Consider the following 23,554-nt stretch of genomic DNA (forward strand, 5'->3'; position numbering starts at 1 on the left):
CAGCCACACGGACGTGGCTCTCCTTCCAGCACATTTATCCAGCAGATTCCGTCGCACCGATCCAGCGCACATCTTCCGCAAACAACCTTACTTTTCGTGGGAAACCTCTTGTAATCGCAGCCCTTTGACTCGCCGTGCATTCAGGCATAAGGTGCGCAATTCCGCCCCGCAATGGGGCGTCCCACGTATCGGCTTCAAAGCCTGATCGATATCTGCGCGAACGGAAGGCCGCCCGGCAATTTGTGGGCGAGCGATCGCGCCCGATTGCTGCCAGGCACGTACCAAGGAACAGGAAGATGTTGCGCCGCATGCTGATCATGCTGGGCGTAGTTGCCGTCATCGTTGCGGTGCTCGCCGGCTCGAAATACCTCTCCATCAAGAAACAGATCGCCATGTTCTCGGCACCGCGTCCGCCGGTGAGCGTGAACGCCGCCCACGCCGAAGAACGCGACTGGCAGAGCCGCCTGCAGGCCATCGGCACCCTGCGCGCCATCCAGGGCGTGACCCTGACCGCCGAGGTTTCCGGCACCGTCAGCGCGGTGCAGTTCGTCTCCGGCGACAAGGTCAAGGTCGGCCAGCCGGTGGTGCAACTCGAATCCGACGTCGAGCAGGCCACCCTGCGCACCGCCGAGGCGGATCTCGGGCTGGCCCAGGTCGAGTACGAGCGTGGCAAGAGCCTCGTGGGCCGCCAGGCCATTTCCAAGAGCGAGTACGACCGCCTCGCCGCCCAGCTGAACCGCTCCACCGCCACCGTCGCGCAACTGCGCGCGGCGCTGGCGAAGAAGCGCATCCTCGCGCCCTTCTCCGGCACCATCGGCATCCGCCAGGTGGACGTCGGCGACTACGTGTCCCCCGGCACCGAGATCGTCACCCTGCAGGACCTGACGACCCTGCAGGTGGACTTCTTCCTGCCCGAGCAGGACTTCCCGCTGCTCAAGCGCGGGCAGAAAGTCGTGGTGCGCGTGGCGGCCTATCCGGGCCAGAGCTTCGACGCGCAGATCGACGCCATCAGCCCGCGCGTGGACAACCAGACGCGCAACCTGCTGGTCCGCGCCAGCATGGCCAACCCCGACGGCAAGCTGCTGCCGGGCATGTTCGCCAACCTGGAAGTGCAGCTGCCGGACAGCGCGCCGCGCGTCGTGGTACCCGAAACCGCGGTGGCCTTCACCCTGTATGGCAACTCGGTGTACGTGGTGGTGCCGCACAAGCCCAAGGACGGCGAAAAGGCGGAAGACGCCAAGGCCGGCGACAAGGCCCCGAAGCTGGATGTCGAACGCCGCTTCGTGAAGACCGGCGAACGCCGCGAAGGCAGCGTGGTGATCCTCGAGGGCCTGAAGGCCGGCGAAGAAGTGGTGACCTCCGGCCAGCTCAAGCTGGACAACGGCACCGCCGTGGCCATCGTCAAGGACCCGCAGTAAACGCACAGGCGGCGCGCTGCTGAATCAGCGCGCGCCCACAGGCCCCGCCGTACATCGGCCGGCGCCCGCAACAAAGGATTGAGCTTATGGGCTTCACCGATCCCTTCATCCGTCGCCCGGTGCTGGCGACCGTGGTCAGCCTGCTGATCGTCCTGCTCGGCATGCAGGCCTTCAGCAAGCTGGTGATCCGCGAATATCCGCAGATGGAAAACGCGCTGATCACCGTTACCACCTTCTATGCCGGCGCCAACGCCGAAACCATCCAGGGCTACATCACCCAGCCGCTGCAGCAGAGCCTCGCCAGCGCCGAAGGCATCGACTACATGACCTCGGTGAGCCGGCAGAACTACTCGGTGATCTCGATCTACGCGCACATCGGCGCCAACTCCGATCGCCTGGTCACCGAACTGCTGTCGAAGATCGGCGAGGTGAAGACCCAGTTGCCGCCCGACGCGGAAGACCCGGTGCTGGACAAGGAAGCGGCCGACGCCTCGGCGCTGATGTACATCAGCTTCTTCAGCGAGCAGATGAACAACCCGCAGATCACCGACTACCTGTCGCGGGTGATCCAGCCCAAGCTCGCCACCCTGCCGGGCATCTCCGAAGCCGAGATCCTCGGCAACCAGGTGTTCGCCATGCGCCTGTGGCTGGACCCGGTGAAGATGGCCGCCTACGGCATCACCGCCGGCGACGTGGCCGACGCGGTGCGCCAGTACAACTTCCTCTCCGCCGCCGGCGAGGTGAAGGGCGAGCTGGTGGTCACCTCGGTGAACGCCTCCACCGACCTGAAATCCCCGGAAGCCTTCGCCGCCATTCCGCTGAAGACCGCAGGCGATCGCCGCGTGCTGATGGGCGACGTGGCGCGCATCGAACTGGGCGCGGCGAGCTACGACGCGGTCAGCTCGTTCAACGGCATCCCGTCGGTGTACATCGGCATCAAGGGCACGCCCAGCTCCAACCCGCTGGACGTGATCAAGGAAGTCCGCGCCAAGATGCCGGAGCTGGAAGAGCAGCTGCCGCCAGGCCTGCAGGTGTCCATCGCCTACGACGCCACGCGCTTCATCCAGGCGTCCATCGACGAGGTGGTGAAGACCCTGGGCGAAGCGATCCTGATCGTCATCGTGGTGGTGTTCCTGTTCCTCGGCGCATTCCGCTCGGTGATCATCCCGGTGGTGACCATCCCGCTGTCGATGATCGGCGTGCTGTTCTTCATGCAGGTGATGGGCTACTCGATCAACCTGCTGACGCTGCTGGCCATGGTGCTCGCCATCGGCCTGGTGGTGGACGACGCCATCGTGGTGGTGGAGAACATCCACCGCCACATCGAGGAGGGCAAGTCGCCGTTCCAGGGCGCCATCGAGGGCGCGCGGGAAATTGCCGTACCGGTGGTGACCATGACCATCACCCTGGCCGCCGTGTACGCCCCCATCGGTTTCCTCAGCGGCCTCACCGGCGCGCTGTTCAAGGAGTTCGCCTTCACCCTGGCCGGCGCGGTGATCATCTCCGGCATCGTCGCGCTGACGCTCTCGCCGATGATGTGCTCGCGCCTGCTGCGCCACGACGAGAACCCCAGCGGCCTGGCCCATCGCCTGGACCTGATCTTCGAAGGCCTGAAGGTGCGCTACCAGCGCGCCCTGCACGGCACGCTGAACAGCCGCCCGGTGGTGATCGTCTTCGCCCTGCTGGTGCTGGCGATCATCCCGCTGCTGATGATGTTCACCCACAAGGAGCTGGCGCCGGAGGAAGACCAGGGCATCGTCTTCATCATGGCCAACGCGCCGCAGACGGCGAACCTCGACTACCTGTCGAAGTACACCGCCGAGTTCGAGGGCATCTTCCGCAAGTTCCCCGAGTATTATTCCGCGTTCCAGATCAACGGCTACAACGGCGTGCAGACCGGCATCGGCGGCATGCTGCTCAAGCCCTGGGACGAGCGCCAGCGCAGCCAGATGGAACTGCTGCACGCGGTGCAGGGCGAGCTGGACAAGATCCCCGGCCTGCAGATCTTCGGCTTCAACCTGCCGTCGCTGCCGGGCACCGGCGAGGGCCTGCCGTTCCAGTTCGTAATCAACACCGCCAGCGACTACCAGTCCCTGCTGCAGGTGGCCGAGCGGGTGAAGAAGCGCGCGGAAGAGTCGGGCAAGTTCGCCTTCCTCGACCTCGACCTGGCCTTCGACAAGCCCGAACTGGTGGTCGATATCGACCGCGCCAAGGCCGCGCAGATGGGCGTGTCCATGCAGGACCTGGGCGTCGCACTGGGAGCGCTGCTGGGTGAAGGCGAGATCAATCGCTTCACCATCGACGGACGCAGCTACAAGGTGATCGCCCAGGTCGAGCGCGCCTACCGCGACAACCCGAGCTGGCTGAACAACTACTACGTGAAGAGCCAGAGCGGCCAGCTGATCTCGCTGTCCACCCTGGTGACCTTCCACGAGCGCGCGCGCCCGCGCCAGCTCAACCAGTTCCAGCAGCTGAACTCGGCGATCATCTCCGGCGTGCCGATGGTCAGCATGGGTGAAGCCATCGATACCGTGCGCGGCATCGCCGAACAGGAATCGCCGCGCGGCTTCTCCTTCGACTACGCCGGCGCCTCGCGGCAGTTCGTGCAGGAAGGCAGCGCGCTGATGATCACCTTCGCCCTGGCACTGGCGGTGATCTTCCTGGTGCTGGCGGCGCAGTTCGAGAGTTTCCGCGATCCGCTGGTGATCATGGTCACCGTGCCGCTGTCGATCTGCGGCGCACTGATCCCGCTGTTCCTCGGCCTGTCGAGCCTGAACATCTACACCCAGGTGGGGCTGGTGACGCTGATCGGGCTGATCAGCAAGCACGGCATCCTCATCGTCGAGTTCGCCAACCAGCTGCGCCATGAGCGCGGGCTGTCGGTGCGCGAGGCGGTGGAGGAAGCCGCGGCAATCCGCCTGCGTCCGGTGCTGATGACCACTGCCGCCATGGTGCTCGGCGTGATCCCGCTGCTGCTCGCCACCGGCGCCGGCGCGGTGAGCCGCTTCGACATCGGCGTGGTGATCGCCACCGGCATGAGCGTCGGGACGCTGTTCACCCTGTTCGTGCTGCCCTGCGTGTACACGCTGCTGGCCAAGCCGGACAAGAAACCCGGCGAAGCCACCGCGCCGGCTCCGGCGCACTGAAGAAAAAAGCCCCGCAGATGCGGGGCTTTTTCTTTGAGCAGCTCCGCCACCGGGACATCCGGAGCTGCCTTGCAGGATGGGTGGAGCGCAGCGATACCCATGCTGCCGGTGGGCGAGATCGATGGGTATCGCTTCGCTCCACGCCCTCCTACGTCGGGGCCCGCCTGCAGGATCGGCACGCCAGTTCGTCATCTGAGCGGCCTTCTGACAGACCATTCATACGCGCATTTCGACCGCCCACCCCTTTATCTCGGCGTTGATACACAACCTCTAAATTCCCCATACACGCATCGCGTATCCCTGCGCGCCATTCGCCGGGAATCTCCGGCTCAACGTCGGAACCCGCCATGCCGGCAAACGCCCCAAGCCCAGGCTTCACCCTGGTCGAACTGATGGTCACCCTGGCCGTCCTGGCCATCCTCTCGACACTGGCCGCGCCGATGTTCGGCGACCTGATCCAGCGCAGCAAGGTCGATGCCGCCAGCGGCGAACTGGCCCACCTGCTGCAGTACGCTCGCAGCGAAGCCATCACCCGCGCCAGCGCCGTGACGGTCACTGCCGGAAGCGGCAACTGGGTCGGCGCACTGAGCGTCGCCACCAGCAGCGAAACCCTGCGCCAGTACGGCAGCGAGGGCATCAACGGCGGCAGCGCGGTGACCGCGACCGGCAGCGCCAGCAGCCTGACCTTCCGCGCCGCCGGCACTCTCAGTGGTGCTGCACAGAGCATCCGTCTGTGCCCCAGCAGCGGCAGCAGCGGCAGCAGCGGCCGACTGCTGAGCATCTCCAGCAGCGGACAGATCACCAGCACTACCGCGGAGTGTTCGTCATGAGACGCGCCCAGCGAGGTTTCAGCCTGCTGGAAGTGCTGATCAGCCTGCTGCTGGTCAGCGTCGGCGCCCTGGGCATGGCGGCACTGCAGGGCAAGAGCCTGCGCTACACGCAGGATGCGGTGCAGCGCAACGAGGCGATCATGCTCGCCCAGCAGTTGCTGGAGCAGATGCGCAGCAACCCCAAGGACGCCTTGAGCACCACCCACAAGTTCAGCAGCAGCTCGGCCTACTACAAGATCGCCGGCACGGCCTTCGGCACCGCGTCGCGCAGCGATTGCGCCACCCGCGAGCGCGGCAATGGCGGCTCCGACGTGGCGAAAGCCGATCTCGCCTGCTGGCTGCAAGCGGTGCAGGCGACGCTGCCGGTGACCAGCTCGATCCTCAGCGCCAGCTTCACCATCTGCCCCAGCCAGTCCGATGGCGCGTGCAGCAACGACGCCAGCTCCGCCGTGCTGATCCAACTCGCCTGGAACGACCCCAGCGGCCAGTGCGACAACAACCTGTGCACCTACCGCCTGCGCGGCGAACTCTGAGGTCCGGCATGCCCGCAAGAACACTCCCCGCACAAGCACACCAGGCCGGCCTGTCCCTGGTAGAGCTGATGGTCGCCCTGGCCATCGGCAGCCTGCTGATCCTCGGCGCCACCGAGCTGTACATCAACAACAAGGCGCACTTCCAGTTCCAGCAGGGCCAACTGGGCAACCAGGAAAACGCCCGCTACACGCTCCTGCTGCTGGACCAGCAACTGGCCCGCACCGGCTACCGCTACCTGCCCCAGGACAGCCTGGAAGTGGCCTTCCCGGCGCTGGCCAGCAGTAACGGCTGCCCGTCCTTCAAGGCCGGCCAGACCTACCAGGCGAGCAGCGATGGCAAGGGCGTCTGCCTGCGTTACCAGGGCGCCAGCGACAGCACCACGGAAGCCGCCGGCTCCAATGGCAACCAGTACGACTGCCTGGGCGCCTTCGTCCCGCGCGGTACACGCGTGCTCACGCGCATCAGCTATGTCGCCGGCAGCACGCCGGCGGACGGCACCCTCACCTGCACGGCCCAGGGCGCCACCGCGCAGGCGCTGATCACGGGCGTGGCGGGTTTTGCGCTGTTCGCCCTGCCCGCCAGCAGCGATGACAGCCAGGCGGTCAGCTACGCCGCTCTGCTGGCCACCGGCGCGTCGACCCGTGGCGGCATGAGCAGCGATATCGCCAGCCGCTGGAAAACCCTCAGCGGCGCGACCCTCAGCGAGAACACCGCCTACGTCTACCAGATCGCCCAAGGCAGCGTGATGCTGCGGAACCTGATGCCATGAGCCCACGACACACCCTGCGCACGCAACGCGGCGCCACCCTGGTCATCGCCCTGGTGATGCTGCTGCTCGGCACCCTGATCGCCCTGAGCAGCATGCGCGGCACCACCACTGAAACCCGCATCATCGGCAACCTCAGCGAGCAACAGCATTCGCGGGCTGCCGCCGAGTCGGCACTGCGCGAGGGCGAGCGCCGGCTCGCCGCGCAGACCAGCCTGGACCAGGGTTCGGCAAACTGCGCCTCCAGCATCGCGCAGCACGCCAACCTGTGCATCCTGGTCAGCGACAAGTACTCCTCCAACACCAAGGCCAGCGCCGACTGGTGGAGCAGCGATGCCACCTCCATCGCCTACCTGGGCATGGACGGCAGCTCCACCTTCGACCCCGTGCCGCGCTGGAACGCCGCCTACATCGCCTTCGACCCGGCCGACTCCAATGGCAACGTGCAGATCACCGACCCCGACGAACGCTCCCAGGGGCGCGGGCCGCATTACTACCGGGTGAGCGCTGCCGCCCGCGCCGACGGACAGCGCCTGATGAGCGTGCTGCAGACCGTCACCATCCGTCGCTACTACTGAGGAGCCCGACGTGAGCCGACGTCCCGCCCAGCCCTGCCTGCCGTTCCTGTTCGGCGGCCTTCTGCTCGCCACCGCGCTGCCCACCGATGCCGCGACACTGACGCTGAGCCAGCAGCCGCTGTTCCTCACCGAGGGCGTGGCGCCGAACATCATGGTGACCATCGACAACTCCAACAGCATGCGCTGGAGCTTCGCCCCCGACGGCATGAACCCCACCACCGGCAGCACCTACAACGGCTACACCGCCGACCAGGTGCGCACCAGCCGGCGCGCCAAGTCGTCGACCTTCAACCCGCTGTACTACAACCCCAACGTCACCTACCAGGCGCCCTACAGCGTCAGCTACAGCAACGCCAGCACCACCTACACGCCGCTGACCACCAGCTTCACCACGGCCTACGTGAACGGCTTCAAGAGCGCCAAGGGCAGCTTCGACCTGAGCTCGGCGTACAAGGTCTCCTGGGAGTACGACACCGCCCGCGCGACCACCGACAGCACCTACTGGACCTACACCGGCTACACGTCCTACAACAGCCCGGACAAGGTCTACTACCTGGCGGCGAACCCGTCCTCGGACTTCAGTTCGAGCAGTACCTCGTCCAGCACCACCAGCTCCACCAGCGTCAGCGGCTCCACCACCTCCACCGGCAAATCGGCATCGCTCACCGGCGGCGGCACCTACACGGTCACCACCAAGAGCAGCAGTTGCACGGCGACCATCACCAACCCGAAGTCCAGCACCGGCTCGACTACCACCAACAGTGACGGCAGCACCTCCAGCACCACCACCGCTGTCAGCTACTCGACCGCCAGCTGCTCTTACGCCACCAGCGGCAAGACCACCACCTACACGGTGACTTCGACCGCCACCACCACGCTGACGACGACCACCACCTACCCCGATCGCACCAAGGCGGCAGTGCCGGCGTACTACTACGTCTACAGCACCGCGCTCAGCGGTTGCAGCAGCAACGTCAACGACGACAACTGCTACAAGCTGGTGACCGTGTCCTCCACTTCCGGCACCAACAGCAGTGACGAGCGGCAGAACTTCGCCAACTGGTACAGCTTCTACCGCAACCGTGAGCTGGCAACCCAGTCCGGCGCCAACCTCGCCTTCGTCTCGCTGCCGGAGAACACCCGCCTCAGCTGGCAGGCCCTGGGCACCAGCGATACCTGCATCACCAGCAGCTCGTACCTGTCGAGCTACAACTGCCGCGGGCTGAGCAACACCAGCACCAGCTACTACGACAACCGCCTCGGCACCTTCTCCGGCGCGCACCGGGCGAAGTTCTTCGAGTGGCTCGGCGACATCTACTTCAACCAGGGCACCCCGCTGCTGGATGCCGTCGACCGCGTCGGTTCGCTGCTCAGTGTCACCGGCAAGTACAGCCCCTACGCCTACTCCATCGGCAGCAGCGAAACGCCGCTGTACAGCTGCCGGGCGAGCTACAGCATCACCCTCACCGACGGCATCTGGAACACCGCCGGCAGCCACGGCGACTGGGACAGCACCGGCCGCACCCTGCCCGACGGCCAGACCTACAGCGCACGCGCACCGTACAAGGACAGCGCCTCCAACACCCTCGCCGACCTGGCGTTCAAGTACTGGGCCACCGACGCCCAGCCGAACATCGCCAACAACGTCAGCACCTACATCGCCGAGAGCAACAGCAACGCCACCACCCAGTACTGGAACCCGAAGAACGATCCGGCGACCTGGCAGCACATGGTCAGCTACTTCGTCGGCCTGGGCCTGACCACCAGCCTGACCAACCCGGCCTGGGGCGGCGATACCTACTCCGGCGACTACAGCAAACTGGCCGCCGGTACCCTGAGCTGGCCCGCGGCTTCGTCAGGCAGCGCAAACAACGTCTACGACCTGTGGCACGCGGCGGTCGACTCCCGTGGCGAGTTCTTCAGCGTCGACTCGCCCGATGACCTGGTCTCCGCCCTGCAGAACGTGGTCAACCGCATCTCCCAGCGCGAGGACTCCGGCGCCGCACCGGCGCTGGTCAGCTCGCCGCTGCTCAATGCCGACAGCAGCACCGCCGACAGCGAGCTGTACAGTTACACCCCGAAGTTCGCCAGCACCGACTGGAGCGGCGACCTGATCAAGTACCTGCAGAACACCGCCAACGGCAGCCAGACCTCGGTCTGGAGCGCCCAGGACGTGATGGACAGCACCTACGGCAGCGGCAACAGCGCCTGGTCAACGCGCACCGTGAAGATGGCCGGCAGCACCGCCGGGACGCTCAAGGACTTCACCTGGAGCAACCTCAGCAGCGCCCAGCAGACCACCCTCAACAAGACCCTCGCCAGCGTCACCGACAGCAATGGCGAGAAGCGCGTGGCCTACCTGCGCGGAGACCGCAGCAACGAAGGCACGCTGCTGCGCACCCGCAGCACCGTGCTGGGCGACATCATCGATTCCTCGCCGGTGCTGGTCGGCCCGCCCAACCGCCTGGCCTCGCTGATGAACGCCACCGTCAGCAGCACCGACACCTCGTACACCACCTTCAAGAGCACCTGGAGCGCGCGCCCCACGCGCCTCTATGTCGGCGCCAACGACGGCATGCTGCATGCCTTCGATGCCGACGGTAAGGAAGTCTTCGCCTACGTACCCAGCGCGGTGATCAGCAACCTCTACAAGCTGAGCGACAGCGACTACACCAGCGCCACTCACCAGTACTACGTGGACGGGTCGCCGGTCACTGCCGATGTCTACTACGACAACGCCTGGCACACCGTACTGGTCGGCACTCTGCGTGGCGGCGGCCGCGCGCTGTTCGCCCTGGACATCACCGACCCGGCCGACATCAAGCTGCTCTGGGAGAAGAGCTACAGCGACAGCGACTACAGCGAACTGGGCTTCACCTACTCGCGGCCGACCATCAGCCTGCTGCACAACGGCACCTGGGCGGTGATCCTGGGCAACGGCTACAACGGCGCCAACGACAAGGCCGTGCTCTACCTGATGGACGTGAAGGACGGCAGCCTGATCAAGGCCCTTACCGTCAGCGACGGCAAGACCACCGCCAATGGCCTGGCCACCCCCCGCGCCGCCGATATCAACGGCGACCTGATCACCGACTACGTCTACGCCGGCGACCTGCACGGCAACCTCTGGCGCTTCGACCTGACCAGCTCCGGCAGCCTCACCTCCAGCACCACCGCCAGCAGCTTCCGCGTCGGCTTCGGCGGCTCGCCGCTGTACAGCGCGACGACTACGGCCGGGCAGGTGCAGCCCATCACCAGCGCGCCCTACCTGGTCAAGCACAGCTCCGGCACCGGCTACCTGGTGATCTTCGGCACCGGCAAGTACATCGAGTCCGACGACGCCGACCCCAACACCAGCCAGGTGATGGGTCTCTACGGCATCTGGGACCGGCAGACCGCGGGCGAGGCCGCCAGCACCACGCCCACGCTTAGCCGCAGCAAGCTGCAGCAGCAGACCATCACCCAGAGCGAGGTGACCACTTCCTTCGACAACAACGGCACGGCGGTGAGCCAGACCATCCGCACCGTCAGCGACAACGCCGTCACCTGGTACGACAGCAGCGGCAACGTCTCGCAGTACGGCTGGTATCTGGACCTCCCCGCCACCGGCGAAATGGTGGTCAACAACCCCTACGCCACCTCCGGCGTGCTGCTGGCCAGCACCCTGACGCCCAACGAAGACCCCTGCGCCGACGGCGTCACCACCTGGCTGATGTCGCTCGACCCGTACACCGGCGGCGCCACCGACTTCGCCACCCTGGACCTGAACAACGACGGCGTGGTGGACGACAACGATCTCTACAACGGCAGCGTCGTCTCCGCCTTGCAGATGTCCGGGCTGAAAGGCGGCTTCACCGTCGGCAGCACCAGCGCCAGCAGCAGCAACGTCAACGCCTGCGGCAGCGACGGCTGCGTCAGCGTGGCAACCAGCGGCGCCAGCTCCGGACGGCAGAACTGGCTGAACATCAAGGAACAGGAATGAACAGGCACTACCGGCAAGACGGCTTCACCCTGATGGAGCTCATGGTGGTGGTGGCGATCGTGGCGATCCTCGCCGCCGTCGCCTACCCCAGCTACCAGGAGTACGTGCTGCGCGGCAAACGCGCGGAAGGCCAGGCCCTGCTCAACCAGGCCGCATCGCAGGAAGAGCGCTGGTATGCGCTCAACTCGGTATCCGGCTACGTCACCGACCAGTCTTCGGTGGCCAACCTGAAGCTGGCTGGCACCAGTGGCAGCACCGTCACCTCCTCCACCGGCCTGTATACCCTGACAGTGGGAGGCGGCAGCAGCGACGGCGGCTACACGCTGACGGCCAACCCGACCTTCACCGACAGCAAGTGCACGCACCTGACCCTGACCGCCCAGGGCCAGAAGGGCAGCAGCGGCACCGGCAGTGTGAGTGATTGCTGGCGGTGAGGCGCGACCAGCCGCCTGATCGAGCGGAGCGGTGCTGAGTCAATCGCAGACGGCTTGGGCTCCACTGTAGGAGCGGGCCATGCCCGCGATCCGCCGGCAGGGCCGGCGCCAGATCGGCACTGGGCTCACCGGATGGACACGCACCGGATACGGTCGCGGGCATGGCCCGCTCCTACAGGTAGCCGTCACTGCCCGGGGATAGAAAACGCCACCAGCCGATACCCCTCGGCGGTGCGAATGAAATCGAAGCTGGCATGCTTGGCCGGCTCGAACGAACCCTGCTGCCAATGTTCCATGGCCGACACCCTGGGCGTCTGCCACTGGGCGAACTCGCCGCAGCTGTCGAAGTACTGCGGGTCGCGCTCGGGGTCGAAGGGCCAGCCCATGTCGCCCTGGCGAACGCCGTAGCCGGCGGAACTTCGCAGGGCCTCCAGCCGCTTGCGCAGCGCCGGACCGTGCTTTTGCAGTACCTCATCCGGCGTCGCGGCCTGCCAGTCATCCAGCGGCTCGCCGCCCTGTCCACTCCAGATTCGGGAGTCGCTGTGGGCTTTCAGCGAAGCGTCATCCAGATGCGCGAGGAACTCGTCGCGGAACCAGATGGCGAAGTCCCTCTCGATGTCGACGAAGCTGATGTAGCGACCGTCGACCGCTTTGAAGGACACGCGGCGCGGGTCGCTGGAAGCTTGCTCGCTCACCTGCTTGGAGAACCAGTCCAGCGCCTCGGCGCGGGAAGCATCGAAGCCTTGCACCAGCGTCGTGCCGTGGCGGTCGAGCAGCAGCTCCGTGCCGCCGCTCCAGCCCTTGTGCTCACACTGCTCCAGGCTCACCCCCGGATCGGCGCAGCTGCGCGTGGCAGCCTTCAGCGCCACGACCATGCCGTTGCGCATGGCCGTCGCGTCGCTCAGCTCGGCCGGGATCAGCACCTGGCCATTGCCGTCGAGGAAGCCGACCTTGTCACGCTGGCGGTCACGGAAGCGGATGCTGTTTTCGCTCTCGCAGATCGGTGCATTGTCGAAGAAGTACAGCGAATCCGGCGCCACCTGGCGGCCATCGCGCAGCAGGTAGTAGTTGCGGTAACCGTCGGCGGTTTCCTCGCCGGCGGCGATGATGTGCTCGAAGCGTCGGGCCAGGGTGAACATCGGGCTGAGCGTCGGCGCAACCTTCACGCTGCCCTGGGCATCCTTGAAGCCGATGAGGTCGTTCTGCGTGAATGCCACCCAGGGTTCGCCCGCCGCTGCCGAAACACTCAGGGCCAGCGCCGCGAGGCCTGCCAGCCATGCACCTGTGCCCTTTCCTTCCATGCTGGAAATATCTCCTCGATTCGGTGTTCCGCTGCATTGTGCCACGGCCAAAGAAAAGCCCCCGCGCATCACTGCGCGGGGGCTCGATCTCGCGGAAGAACGATCAGGCCGGCTGGCGTTGCATCGCGCCGCTGTCGCTGTCGCTTTCGCCTTTCAGGCTCCAGCTCTTCAGGTGCTCGAGGCTCGCACGGTACGGCTTCAGACCATTGGCCAGCAGCAAGGCACCCGCGACCAGTGCCACGACGCTGACGATCAGCAGCGAATAGCGCAGCGCCATGTCGTCGCCGAACCCGTAGTCGGTCACCAGGGCGATGGCGGTCGGGCCGATGCCCAGGCCCAGCAGCGTGACCACGAACAGGTAGATGGCCGAGGCCTGGCCGCGCATGGAGTTGGGCATGATTTCCTGGATCGCCGCCGGGGCGACGCCGAAGGGCATGCTGAGGAAGAACACGATGGGCGCCATCATCGCTGCCGCCGCGTTGCCGCTGTCCAGCAGCGGATAGACCAGGCTCAGCGGGATCGCCAGGCAGGCGGCCAGCAGGCCCACGCGCATGTTGGCATCGGTGCGCCCGCGCTTGGACCAGTAGTCGGCCAGGCGGCCGCCGCAGACGATGCCCAGGCAGCCGAACACGGCGACGATGCTGCCGTACACCACGCCCACGTGGCCGGCATCCCAGCCGTAGGTGCGGACGAAGAAGGTCGGCACCCAGGCGCCGCTGCCGTAGCTGGCGAAGGAGATGCAGGCGAAGCCGAAGTTGTGGCAGAGCACGGTCTTGCGGTTGGCGCGCAGGTAAGCGCCCACTTCGCTCATCGGCACCACCACGCCGGCGCCGACGCCACGGCGGGTCGGCTCCTTCACCGCGAGCATCAGCAGGGTGAAGAGCACGCCGGCGGCGCCGAGAATCAGGAAGATCAGCTGCCACGGACGCACTTCACCGAGGACCGGCAGGTGCACGTCGCCCTGGGCGGAAGCGAACTTGATCACCAGGCCGCCGAGCAGGAAGGCCAGCCCCGAGCCAAGGTAGATGCCCATGGAATAGACGCTGATGGCGGTGGCGCGGCGCTGGGCCGGGAAGCTGTCGGCGATCAGCGAGTAGGCGGCCGGCGACAGTGCCGCCTCGCCCACGCCGACGCCGACGCGGAACAGCAGGAAGTGCCAGTACTGGCGGGCCAGGCCGCAGGCAGCGGTCATGGCGCTCCAGATCAGCACGCCGACGGTAATCAGCCCGCGGCGGCTGCGGCTGTCGGCCATGCGCCCGAGGGGGATGCCGCACAGCGTGTAGAACAGCGCAAAGGACAGGCCCATCAGCAGGCTCATCTGCGTGTCGCTGATCTCCAGATCGCGGCGGATGGGGCCGACCAGCAGGTTGAGAATCTGTCGGTCGATGAAGGAAAGCACGTAGGCGACCATGAGGATCGCGACCGTGGACCAGGCCACGGCACTGGAGGGGTAGCCGTTATTGTTGTTGTTCATGCCGGGCTCCTGAAACGCCGCCAATCGCGGCGAAGGCGAAGGGGAGAACCCGCAGAGTAGGCATTGCGAACGCGTCGCGCGCGCACTATCAAATCTCTGAATGCGCGCGTCGGCCGTTGGCTGATGAATGGGTGGTCAGGGATTGGATGGAGGGTTTCGCCGTCTCCACCGGTAGGAGAGCAGATCTTCCCTGTAGGGCGCATATCGCGGAACGCTTTATCCGCCAAGGCGGATAACGCTTGAGGCGTTATGCGCCCTACATGACTTGCCTTATCCCGGAGACAGAGGGCAGATCATGCCGGCTGACGTCGCGGCGCCAACCTGCACCGAACGGTCCCCTCTCCCTCCGGGAGAGGGTTAGGGTGAGGGGAAGCCCCTGTGCCTGCGTCCCGTCAGATCGCAGCAGGCATCCGCTCACAAAGCTTCGCCAGCGCCCGCGCCCACAGTTCCTGGTCGTTCAGGCAAGGCACCAGCACCAGCTCCTCGCCGCCCGCCGCGCGGAACTGCTCCTGGCCGCGCTGGCCGATCTCTTCCAGCGTCTCGATGCAGTCGGCGACGAAGGCCGGGCACATCACCAGCAGGCGCTTCACGCCCTGCTTGCCGAGCTTGTCCAGCTGCGCCTCGGTGTAGGGCTCGATCCACTTGTTGCGGCCCAGGCGCGACTGGAAGGAAACCGACCAGCACCCATCCTGCAGACCGGCGCCAGCGGCGAAATCCTCCGCCGTGCGCAGGCACTGGCTGCGGTAACAGACGGCCATGACGTCCTCGTGCACGCCCCGGCTGGAGCTGGCGGTGAGGTCGTGGCGCTTGTCCTTCACCAGCTTGCGGATGTGCGATTCAGGCAGGCCGTGGAAGCTCAGCAGCAGGTGGTCATAGGGTTGCTCCAGATACGGCTTCACGCTGTCCAACAGCGCCTGGCGGTACTCGGGCTCGGCGTAGAACGGCGGCAGCACCTTCAGCTCCAGCTTGAGGTTGTGCTCGCGCATCACCCGGCGAGCTTCCTCGATGGCGGTGGTGGTGGTGCTGTCGGCGAACTGCGGGTAGAGCGGCGCGAAGGTGACCTGGGTAATGCCCTGCTGGCTCAGGCGCAGCAGCGCCTTCTCGATCGACGGTTCGCCATAGCGCATGCCCAGCTCCACCGGGCCGTGCGGCCAGAACGGTTTCACGGCCTCCTGCAGGCGGCGGCTCAGCACCACCAGCGGCGAACCCTCGTCCCACCAGATCGACGCGTAGGCGTGGGCGGATTCCTCCGGGCGCTTGCGCAGCACCAGCGACACCAGCAGCCGGCGGATCGGCCAGGGCAGGTCGATCACATAGGGGTCCATGAGGAACTGATCGAGGTAGCGGCGCACGTCCTCGACCTGGGTGGAGGCCGGTGATCCCAGGTTGACCAGCAGGAGGGCGTTTTGGGTCATGCAGTGTCCTTAAACCAGTACGGCACGAGGTCGTCGTGCGGGCTGCGCAGTTTACACGCAGCCCGTGCTATCCAGATGTTCCAGGGCTGTTGCCGATGTCGCAGGGCTCAGCGCTTCTCCTGAAGCACGTCGGCCAGCGCTGCCTTGAATTCCGCGAAGCGGAACTCGAAGCCAGCATCCAGCAGGCGGCGCGGCACGATGCGCTGGCCGCCCAGCAACAGGGTCGACATCTCGCCCAGCAGCAGACGCAGGGCAAAGCCCGGCACCGGCATCAGCGTCGGCCGGTGCAGCGCCTGGCCCAGCTCCTGGGTGAAGTCGCGGTTGCGCACCGGCTGCGGCGCGCACGCATTATAAGGACCGGCCGCGTCCGCCTTGCACAAAAGAAAATCGATCAGGGCGATCTGATCTTCGATATGCACCCAGGACATCCACTGCCGGCCATCCCCCAGCCGCCCGCCGGCACCCAGGCGGAACGGCGGCAGCATGCGCTTGAGGAAACCGCCCTCGGGCGCCAGCACCAGACCGGTACGCACCAGCACCACGCGGATACCCAGCGCCTCGGCCTCGCGGGCGATCTGTTCCCAGGCCAGGCACAGCTCGCTGGCAAAATCCTCGCCGGCCGCCGCGCTGTTCTCTTCCAGCGGACGCTCGCCGGCGTCGCCATACCAGCCGACCGCCGAGCCGTTGATCAGTACCGCCGGGCGCTGGCTGCGCCCCTCCAGCCAGCTCACCAGGCGCTCGGTCAGGCGCACCCGGCTGTCCCACAGTAGAGCCTTGCGCCGGGCGCTCCAGGGCTTGTCGGCGATGGGCTCGCCGGCCAGGTTGACCACCGCATCCAGCGGCCCGTCTCCGAAGGACTCGAAGTCGGCGATGCCGCGCACCGTCTCGCCGCACAACGAGGCGACGCGCTGCGGCTGGCGGCTCAGCACGGTGAGCTGGTGCCCTTCGGCGCTCCACCGGCGGCAGAGGCGGCGGCCGATCAGGCCGGTGCCGCCGGTCAAGAGAATATGCATGGTGAACTCCTTGTTGGGCTGTTCCACCTTCCATCAGTCTGGACGAGAGGGAGGCGATTGCATTGACACTCCCTCTACGGCGAGGTCTACGCTGTAAGTGCCGGAACCAAAGCCGGGCTCATTCCTGAATGAACCGATGCGGCGCCGAAGGTTCCGATGATCGGACTCCTATCGTTGACGAGCGCGGACAGCTGAAATGCAATTGTACAGATAGTTTCGTTTGTACAAGAGCCTCCCGCTCGTTACGCTGAAAGACACAGACTACGAGGCATGTCATGAGCGCCCCCATTGCCATCATTGGCACCGGTATCGCCGGACTCTCGGCCGCCCACGCCTTGCAGGGCGCCGGACAAGTCGTCCAGCTGTTCGACAAGGGCCACGGCAGCGGCGGCCGGATGGCCAGCAAGCGCAGCGAAGCCGGCGCCCTGGACCTCGGCGCGCAGTACTTTACCGCCCGCGACCGGCGCTTCCTCGACGCCGTACAGAAGTGGCGCGAGCACGGCTGGGTCGCCGAATGGGACCCGGCCCTCTACCAGTACCGCGACGGTGAACTGAGCCCCTCCCCCGACGAGCAGCCGCGCTGGGTCGGCACCCCGCGCATGAGTGCGATCACCCGTGCGCTGCTGCAGGATCAGGTCGTCACCTTCACCTGCCGCATCACCGAGGTCTACCGCGGCGAGGAGCACTGGCACCTGCAGGACTCCGAGGGCCAGACCCACGGCCCCTTCAGCCGCGTGCTGGTCGCCACGCCGGCGCCACAGGCCGCCGCGCTGCTGGCCAGTGCGCCGAAGCTGGCCGCCGCCGCCGCAAGCATTCCCATGGAGCCGACCTGGGCCGTGGCCCTGGCCTTCCGCGAACCGCTGGATACCCCCGTGCAGGGCTGTTTCGTGCACGAGGGCCCGCTGTCCTGGCTGGCCAGCAACCACTCCAAGCCGGGCCGTGACGAGCAACTCGACACCTGGGTATTGCACGCCGCCAGCGGCTGGAGCAAGCAGCACATCGACCTGCCCAAGGAAAGCGTGATCGAGCACCTGCGCGGCGCCTTCGCCGAGCTGATCGGCTGCGCCGTCCACGCCCCCGACTTCGCCCTCGCCCACCGCTGGCTCTACGCCCGGCCCATGGAGGCGCACCAGTTCGGCGCGCTCGCCGACGCAGACCTGGGCATCTATGCCTGCGGCGACTGGTGCCTCTCCGGCCGCGTCGAAGGCGCCTGGCTGAGCGGCCTGGAAGCCGCCCGCCGCCTGCTCGAACACCTCTGACCGACCACGGCCATCTCCCTGCGGAGATGGCCGTCGAGTCCCCGCGCTCGTCCCTCTCCTTGTACAGGTCTTTGCACTTGTACAAGCCTGAGCCTATCCTTGCCGATAGTTGTACAAATAAACTCACCTGTACAAGTAATCGGTTGCCGCCATGTCCACCGCCAAGCCCACCAGCCCCTCGCGCCCCCAGCTCGCCATCAGCGCCTGCCTGCTGGGCGAGCCGGTGCGCTACAACGGCGGACACAAGGCCTCGCGCCTGTGCCTGGACGTCCTCAGCCGCCACTTCGACTTCATCCCGGTGTGCCCGGAAGTCGCCATCGGCCTCGGCGTGCCGCGGCCGACCCTGCGTCTGGTCGGCGACCGCGATGACCCGCGGGCCCTGATCCAGCGCGAAGGCGGCCGCGATGTCAGCGAAGCCCTGCGCGATTTCGGCCGCCAGCAAGCCGGGCGGCTGCCAGACATCTGCGGCTACATCTTCATGCAGCAGTCGCCCTCCTGCGGCCTGCAGCGGGTGAAGCTCTATCGCTTCGACGGCCAGCTGCGTCCGCCGGGCGTGCGCGGGCTCTACGCGGAAGCCTTCTGCGCCGCGCGACCGGAACTGCCGGTGGAAGAGGAAGGCCGGCTCAACGACCCGGTGATCCGCGAGAACTTCCTCACCCGCGTGTTCGCCTACGCAGCCTGGCAACGGCTTTGCGAGGAAGGCCTGACACGCCACGCGGTGATCGGCTTCCACTCCCGCTACAAGTACCAGCTGATGGCGCACAACCCGCGCCAGTACAGCGCCCTCGGCCAGCGTCTGGCGAAGATCGGCGAGCAACCGCTGGAAGACTTCGCCCCGGACTATTTCCGCGACTTCATGCAGGCGCTGGGCACCTGCGCCACCCGCGGCACCCACAGCAACGTGCTGCAGCACCTGGCCGGTTATCTCAAGCACGACCTGCCCTCGACCGAGAAGGCCGAGATGCAGCACCTGATCGACCAGTACCGCGAAGGCGTGATCCCGCTGGTGGTGCCGCTGACACTGCTCAAGCACCACTTCCGTCTGCACCCACACCCCTACATCGATGCCCAGGCCTACCTGCAACCGCACCCCGAAGACCTGAGCCTGCGCAATGCCATCTGACGTAGCCGTCAGACGTACTGAAAGGATGCCCATGAATCCCGATCACCCTCACCGCGAATCGGACGACGACTACCGTCAGGCCCTGGCCGAAGGCTGGCTGCCGATCCGCGAAGTCTCCCGGCGCACCGGCGTCAACCCGGTCACCCTGCGCGCCTGGGAGCGCCGCTACGGCCTGGTCGTGCCGCAGCGCACGCCCAAGGGCCACCGCCTCTATTCCGAAGCACAGATCGCCCGCATCCAGGCCATCCTCACCTGGCTCGGCCGGGGCGTGGCGGTCAGCAAGATCCGCGCACTGCTCGATGAAAACGCGCCAGCGCCAACGGAAGCTAACGCCTCGCCGTGGGACGACCTGCGCCAGCAGTGCGTCGCCGCCATCGGCCGGATCAACGAGCGCCAGCTGGACGAGTTGTTCAACGGCGCGCTGGCGATCTACCCCGCGCAGACGCTCTGCGAGCAACTGATGCTGCCGCTGCTGGAGGAGCTGGAACTGCGCTGGCAGGGGCAGTTCGGCGCGCAGCTGGAGCGGGTGTTCTTCCACACCTGGCTGCGCACCAAGTTCGGCACCCGCCTCTACCACCACAACCGCCAGCAGCGCGGCGCCCCGCTGCTGCTGGTGAACCAGTCCGGCCTGCCGCTGGAGCCGGGCCTGTGGCTCACCGCCTGGCTGGCCAGCAGTGCCGGCTGCCCACTGGAAATCTTCGACTGGCCCTTGCCGCCCGGTGAACTGGCCCTGGCGGTGGAACGCCTGCAACCGCGCGCCGTGCTGCTCTATTCCAGCCGCACGCTGAACCTGTTGCAGTTGCCCCGGCTGCTGGCCGGCGTCGACTGCCCGCGCCTGCTGGCCGGGCCCGCCACTGCCATCCACCCCGATGCCCTGCAGGAACTGGCCATCGCCGAACCGCCGCTGCACCTGGCCAGCGATCCGGTCGCCGCGTTCGAACTGTTGCGCGAACTGCACCTGCTCAACGGAGAGGCCGCATGAAACGCCAACTCGTCTGGCTGCGCAGCGACCTGCGCCTGCGCGACAACAGCGCCCTGCACGCCGCCGCCGAGCGCGGCCCGGTAATCGCCCTCTACCTGCTCAGCCCCGGCCAGTGGCAGCGTCACGATGACGCCCCGTGCAAGGTCGACTTCTGGCTGCGTAACCTGCGTGAATTGCGCATCGGCCTCGACAAGCTGCACATCCCACTGCTGATCCGCACGGCGGACCACTGGGACGAGGCGCCGACCGTCATCGCCCAGCTCTGCCGTGAGCTGGACATCGAGACGCTGCACGTCAACGAGGAGTACGGCGTCAACGAAGCCGCCCGCGACGCCGCCGTCGAGCAGGCGCTGGAGCAAGACGGCATCCGCCTGCGCAGCCACCTCGACCAGCTGTTCTTCACCCCCGGCACCATACTCACCAAGGGCGGCACCTACTTCCAGGTCTACAGCCAGTTCCGCAAGGTCTGCTACGAACGCCTGAATCTCGGCGTGCCCAGCCTCGTGCCGGCGCCCCGCGCGCAGCAGGAGCTGGATATCGCCAGCGACGAGGTGCCCTCGCAAGTTGCGGGCTTCGAGCCGCCGCCCGCCGAGCTGAGCGAGGAATGGCCCGCCGGCGAGGAAGCCGCCCACGAGCGCGTGGAGCTGTTCACCGACGAAATCCTCAAGACCTACCAGGACACCCGCGACCTCCCCGCCCGCGACGGTACCAGCCGCCTCTCGCCGTACCTGGCCGCCGGCGTGCTGTCGCCCCGGCAGTGCCTGCACGCGGCGCTGGCGAACAACCACGGCGAGTTCGAGACCGGCAACAGCGGCGCGGTCAGCTGGATCAACGAGCTGCTCTGGCGCGAGTTCTACAAGCACATCCTCGTCGGCTTCCCGCGCGTGAGCCGGCACCGGGCGTTCCGCGAGGACACCGAGAAGCTGAAGTGGCGCTACGACCAGAAGGACCTGGAGGACTGGCAGCAGGGCCACACCGGCTTCCCCATCATCGACGCCGCCATGCGCCAGTTGCTCGCCACCGGCTGGATGCACAACCGCCTGCGCATGGTGGTGGCGATGTTCCTCACCAAGAACCTGCTGATCGACTGGCGCGAGGGCGAACGCTGGTTCATGCGCCACCTGATCGACGGCGACCTGGCGGCGAACAACGGCGGCTGGCAGTGGAGCGCCTCCACCGGCACCGACGCGGCGCCCTACTTCCGCATCTTCAACCCGATCTCGCAGTCCGAACGCTTCGACCCGGACGGCCGCTTCATCCGCCGCTGGGTGCCGGAACTGGCCGGGCTGCAGGGCCGGGCGATGCACGATCCGTCGAAGCTCGGGCTGTTCGGCGCGGAACGTTATCCACAGCCGATGTGCGACCTGTCGGCCACACGGGAACGGGCGCTGGAAGCATTCAAGAGCCTCTCCGCCAGCCGCTGAAGCTGAGCGCGCCATGCGCGCGATCGCGGTGGGACTCCGCCCGTAGGGCGAATAACCCGGAACGGGTTATCCGCCGCATGCCCCGCGGCGGATAACGCTGGCGCGTTATCCGCCCTACAAAGTTACAGGTTGAATCCGGTGTCAGCCCGTAGGACGGCAGCTCAGACGTGCAGATGGTTTTCCAGCAGGCCCACGGCATCTCGCCAGCGCAGCCAGAGGTTGCCTTGCCAATCCATCACCGGCAGCGACTCGCCCAGCAGGTGCTGCATGCGCCGACGTGGCAATCGGACGTCGTGGTTGGACAAATCGCGCAGGACGGGCACCACGTCGTTGGTCAGCCATTGGCGCAAGCTGCGGTTTTCCGGGTGGTGGCAGTAGATCAGCAGCAGGGCGTAGAGGCCGCTCTCGCTGACCAGCAGTTCCGGCTCGGGACTGTCGGCAAGGCGCTCGCGGCGGGACTGGTCGTGGTCCAGCCGGCCGATGAGATGGGCTTCGACGGGGCGGTTGATCAGCTTGCTCAGGTCACGCACGACGAACCACGCCTGCTGCTCGATCAGCAGGGCGCGCAGTTGCCGGTTGTAGCGGACGAACAGGGTCGGGATCAGGCCGTCATCGGCCGGGGAAATCGAAAGGTTCATGCTGTCGCTCCTTGTACGCTCAAGAAGCCGCCGCCCGAAACTGCCGAAGGAGGGAGGCGGACCGTGCAAGGGTGGAAACCGGACATTAGACAGCGACAGCCGGTCGGGCAGAAGCCCGCCTCACACGGCCCGCCATGGAGAGCAAAGCGAATCCGGTACCGAGGTACCGGACTGCCCAGCCATGACGCGATTACTGTCAAATGTTCAGGTTTCCACACCTGGCCACGATGACGCTGTGGCAGGGCGAAACGCTAAGCACTGGGCTCGTAGGACCGCAACGCCGCGGGAGTGTAGGGGCCTTCCCAAGCATCCCGCAGCGGCTTTCCCCGTTTGACGCTCTGGCCTTCAGGAACTGCGAGGCCGTCGGGCCTTTCCGCGCGAAAAACCCTGCGCCGATGTTCCCCTGTAGGAGCGCGCCATGCGCGCGATCGCGGGCATGGCCCGCTCCTACAGGAAGGCACCGCGTTGGGCGGTGTGCGACAAACCGTAGGGCGCATAACCCGGAACGGGTTATCCGCCGGTTAGGTCACGGCGGATAACGCTGGTGCGTTATGCGCCCTACGGAGTTACCGATTAACTCCGGTGCCTTTTGGGGGCGCAGGAGCCGCCCTCAGCTATTCATGTCGCGCACAAAAAAGCCGGGCCCTGGGCCCGGCTTTCTTTGTCAGCGCGCTGTTACAGCGGATGCGTGTAATAGAGGCTGTAGGATTCGATGCCATCGTTCGGCTGGCTAATGCCGGCGTTGGAGTAGTGCATGGCGCGCACACCCAGTGCCTGGCCTTCGCCGAAGCGCAGGCCGACGCCCAGGCGATCCTCGAAGTTGAAGGCGCCGCCCAGGTCCTGGTCGCCGGCGCGGGAGCCGCTGAACACGGCCACGCCGATACCGGCTTCGACAAAGGGTTTGACCTTCTCGCCAGAGAATTCGTAGACGAACACGGGGCTGAAGGACAGCGAATGACGGCCGCTGGCCTCGTCACCACCTTCCCAGTAGGTGTAGCCGGCGTCCCAGTAGCCGGTCAGGCGCCCCGTGGAGCTTTCCCACCAGCTCTTGTCCCAGTCGAAACCCAGGCCCAGGCGGTAGGTCATGGTGTTCTGCCCGGTGACGCCAACGGCGCCTGTCAGGCCGGCGGCCTGTGCGGAGACCAAGTGCCCCAGAGTCAAAGCTGCCATGGCGGCAAGCGAGAGTAGTTTCTTCATCGAAACATCCTTTATTAGAAAGCTGAATGAAAAATCCCCG

18 protein-coding genes are annotated in these 23,554 nt (G+C 66.5%); 12 read left to right on the forward strand and 6 right to left on the reverse strand.

Annotated elements, in window-relative coordinates; translation table 11 throughout:
* Positions 1-296: 296 nt before the first annotated feature.
* From ABKS89_RS25360 to ABKS89_RS25395, 8 genes are all read left to right on the forward strand, one after another.
* Positions 297-1,418: an efflux RND transporter periplasmic adaptor subunit gene (locus tag ABKS89_RS25360; protein ID WP_348587503.1), complete on the forward strand. Its 1,122-nt coding sequence runs from the start codon at positions 297-299 to the stop codon at positions 1,416-1,418.
* 86 nt (positions 1,419-1,504) lie between these two features.
* A complete protein-coding gene (locus ABKS89_RS25365; RefSeq protein ID WP_348587505.1) occupies positions 1,505-4,564 on the forward strand; it encodes a multidrug efflux RND transporter permease subunit in 3,060 nt (1,019 codons plus the stop codon).
* Between the two features lie 347 nt (positions 4,565-4,911).
* The gene (locus tag ABKS89_RS25370; protein ID WP_348587507.1) at positions 4,912-5,394 is read left to right on the forward strand and encodes a GspH/FimT family pseudopilin; all 483 of its coding nucleotides are present in this window, start codon (positions 4,912-4,914) and stop codon (positions 5,392-5,394) included.
* On the forward strand, positions 5,391-5,927 hold the full coding sequence (gene pilV, locus ABKS89_RS25375; protein ID WP_138215910.1) for a type IV pilus modification protein PilV: 537 nt from the start codon (positions 5,391-5,393) through the stop codon (positions 5,925-5,927). Before ABKS89_RS25370 ends, pilV begins: the two co-directional genes overlap by 4 nt.
* Positions 5,928-5,935: 8 nt before the next feature.
* Positions 5,936-6,697 (forward strand): PilW family protein, encoded by a 762-nt coding sequence (locus ABKS89_RS25380; protein ID WP_138215909.1) that lies wholly within the window; start codon positions 5,936-5,938, stop codon positions 6,695-6,697.
* Positions 6,694-7,272 (forward strand): pilus assembly PilX family protein, encoded by a 579-nt coding sequence (locus tag ABKS89_RS25385; RefSeq protein ID WP_348587509.1) that lies wholly within the window; start codon positions 6,694-6,696, stop codon positions 7,270-7,272. Before ABKS89_RS25380 ends, ABKS89_RS25385 begins: the two co-directional genes overlap by 4 nt.
* A gap of 10 nt (positions 7,273-7,282) precedes the next feature.
* Complete coding sequence (locus ABKS89_RS25390) at positions 7,283-11,254, forward strand: pilus assembly protein (RefSeq protein ID WP_348587511.1); 3,972 nt, start codon at positions 7,283-7,285, stop codon at positions 11,252-11,254.
* Positions 11,251-11,688, forward strand: coding sequence for a type IV pilin protein (locus ABKS89_RS25395; protein WP_138215907.1), 438 nt, complete (start codon positions 11,251-11,253; stop codon positions 11,686-11,688). The genes ABKS89_RS25390 and ABKS89_RS25395 overlap by 4 nt, the downstream gene beginning before the upstream one ends.
* Positions 11,689-11,873: 185 nt before the next feature.
* Here the strand turns inward: ABKS89_RS25395 and ABKS89_RS25400 are convergent, their stop codons facing one another.
* The 4 genes from ABKS89_RS25400 to ABKS89_RS25415 all read right to left on the reverse strand — a co-directional run bounded on the left by ABKS89_RS25400 (position 11,874) and on the right by ABKS89_RS25415 (position 16,891).
* Positions 11,874-12,989, reverse strand: coding sequence for a hypothetical protein (locus ABKS89_RS25400; RefSeq protein ID WP_138215906.1), 1,116 nt, complete (start codon positions 12,987-12,989; stop codon positions 11,874-11,876).
* A 103-nt stretch (positions 12,990-13,092) separates the two neighbouring features.
* On the reverse strand, positions 13,093-14,463 hold the full coding sequence (locus ABKS89_RS25405; protein ID WP_138215905.1) for a spinster family MFS transporter: 1,371 nt from the start codon (positions 14,461-14,463) through the stop codon (positions 13,093-13,095).
* Positions 14,464-14,855: 392 nt separating this feature from the next.
* The gene (hemH, locus tag ABKS89_RS25410; RefSeq protein ID WP_348587513.1) at positions 14,856-15,878 is read right to left on the reverse strand and encodes a ferrochelatase; all 1,023 of its coding nucleotides are present in this window, start codon (positions 15,876-15,878) and stop codon (positions 14,856-14,858) included.
* Positions 15,879-15,985: 107 nt separating this feature from the next.
* A complete protein-coding gene (locus tag ABKS89_RS25415) occupies positions 15,986-16,891 on the reverse strand; it encodes a TIGR01777 family oxidoreductase (RefSeq protein ID WP_348587515.1) in 906 nt (301 codons plus the stop codon).
* Positions 16,892-17,166: 275 nt separating this feature from the next.
* On the opposite strand from ABKS89_RS25415, the gene ABKS89_RS25420 reads away from it, so the two are divergent.
* The 4 genes from ABKS89_RS25420 to phrB all read left to right on the forward strand — a co-directional run bounded on the left by ABKS89_RS25420 (position 17,167) and on the right by phrB (position 21,679).
* The gene (locus ABKS89_RS25420) at positions 17,167-18,150 is read left to right on the forward strand and encodes an NAD(P)/FAD-dependent oxidoreductase (RefSeq protein WP_138215902.1); all 984 of its coding nucleotides are present in this window, start codon (positions 17,167-17,169) and stop codon (positions 18,148-18,150) included.
* A 151-nt stretch (positions 18,151-18,301) separates the two neighbouring features.
* On the forward strand, positions 18,302-19,273 hold the full coding sequence (locus ABKS89_RS25425) for a YbgA family protein (RefSeq protein WP_348587517.1): 972 nt from the start codon (positions 18,302-18,304) through the stop codon (positions 19,271-19,273).
* Between the two features lie 31 nt (positions 19,274-19,304).
* Positions 19,305-20,255 carry a MerR family transcriptional regulator gene (locus ABKS89_RS25430; protein WP_348587519.1) on the forward strand — a complete coding sequence of 317 codons (951 nt, stop codon included), beginning with the start codon at positions 19,305-19,307 and terminating at the stop codon, positions 20,253-20,255.
* Complete coding sequence (gene phrB, locus ABKS89_RS25435; protein ID WP_348587521.1) at positions 20,252-21,679, forward strand: deoxyribodipyrimidine photo-lyase; 1,428 nt, start codon at positions 20,252-20,254, stop codon at positions 21,677-21,679. The genes ABKS89_RS25430 and phrB overlap by 4 nt, the downstream gene beginning before the upstream one ends.
* A gap of 161 nt (positions 21,680-21,840) precedes the next feature.
* Here the strand turns inward: phrB and ABKS89_RS25440 are convergent, their stop codons facing one another.
* Both ABKS89_RS25440 and ABKS89_RS25445 read right to left on the reverse strand, forming a co-directional pair.
* The gene (locus ABKS89_RS25440) at positions 21,841-22,317 is read right to left on the reverse strand and encodes a BRO-N domain-containing protein (RefSeq protein WP_348587523.1); all 477 of its coding nucleotides are present in this window, start codon (positions 22,315-22,317) and stop codon (positions 21,841-21,843) included.
* Positions 22,318-22,992: 675 nt separating this feature from the next.
* Entirely contained in the window at positions 22,993-23,514 is a 522-nt protein-coding gene (locus ABKS89_RS25445) for an acyloxyacyl hydrolase (protein ID WP_138215897.1), read from the reverse strand.
* Between the last annotated feature and the right edge of the window lie 40 nt (positions 23,515-23,554).

This window comes from Pseudomonas sp. LABIM340 (assembly GCF_040017195.2).
GTDB lineage: Bacteria > Pseudomonadota > Gammaproteobacteria > Pseudomonadales > Pseudomonadaceae > Pseudomonas.

Bases quoted from the DNA above. Each gene is read 5' to 3' on its own strand.
- ABKS89_RS25360 (WP_348587503.1), top strand. From the start codon at position 297: ATGTTGCGCCGCATGCTGATCATGCTGGGCGTAGTTGCCGTCATCGTT.
- ABKS89_RS25365 (WP_348587505.1), top strand. From the start codon at position 1,505: ATGGGCTTCACCGATCCCTTCATCCGTCGCCCGGTGCTGGCGACCGTG.
- ABKS89_RS25370 (WP_348587507.1), top strand. From the start codon at position 4,912: ATGCCGGCAAACGCCCCAAGCCCAGGCTTCACCCTGGTCGAACTGATG.
- pilV (WP_138215910.1), top strand. From the start codon at position 5,391: ATGAGACGCGCCCAGCGAGGTTTCAGCCTGCTGGAAGTGCTGATCAGC.
- ABKS89_RS25380 (WP_138215909.1), top strand. From the start codon at position 5,936: ATGCCCGCAAGAACACTCCCCGCACAAGCACACCAGGCCGGCCTGTCC.
- ABKS89_RS25385 (WP_348587509.1), top strand. From the start codon at position 6,694: ATGAGCCCACGACACACCCTGCGCACGCAACGCGGCGCCACCCTGGTC.
- ABKS89_RS25395 (WP_138215907.1), top strand. From the start codon at position 11,251: ATGAACAGGCACTACCGGCAAGACGGCTTCACCCTGATGGAGCTCATG.
- ABKS89_RS25400 (WP_138215906.1), bottom strand. From the start codon at position 12,989: ATGGAAGGAAAGGGCACAGGTGCATGGCTGGCAGGCCTCGCGGCGCTG.
- ABKS89_RS25405 (WP_138215905.1), bottom strand. From the start codon at position 14,463: ATGAACAACAACAATAACGGCTACCCCTCCAGTGCCGTGGCCTGGTCC.
- hemH (WP_348587513.1), bottom strand. From the start codon at position 15,878: ATGACCCAAAACGCCCTCCTGCTGGTCAACCTGGGATCACCGGCCTCC.
- ABKS89_RS25415 (WP_348587515.1), bottom strand. From the start codon at position 16,891: ATGCATATTCTCTTGACCGGCGGCACCGGCCTGATCGGCCGCCGCCTC.
- ABKS89_RS25420 (WP_138215902.1), top strand. From the start codon at position 17,167: ATGAGCGCCCCCATTGCCATCATTGGCACCGGTATCGCCGGACTCTCG.
- ABKS89_RS25425 (WP_348587517.1), top strand. From the start codon at position 18,302: ATGTCCACCGCCAAGCCCACCAGCCCCTCGCGCCCCCAGCTCGCCATC.
- ABKS89_RS25430 (WP_348587519.1), top strand. From the start codon at position 19,305: ATGAATCCCGATCACCCTCACCGCGAATCGGACGACGACTACCGTCAG.
- phrB (WP_348587521.1), top strand. From the start codon at position 20,252: ATGAAACGCCAACTCGTCTGGCTGCGCAGCGACCTGCGCCTGCGCGAC.
- ABKS89_RS25440 (WP_348587523.1), bottom strand. From the start codon at position 22,317: ATGAACCTTTCGATTTCCCCGGCCGATGACGGCCTGATCCCGACCCTG.
- ABKS89_RS25445 (WP_138215897.1), bottom strand. From the start codon at position 23,514: ATGAAGAAACTACTCTCGCTTGCCGCCATGGCAGCTTTGACTCTGGGG.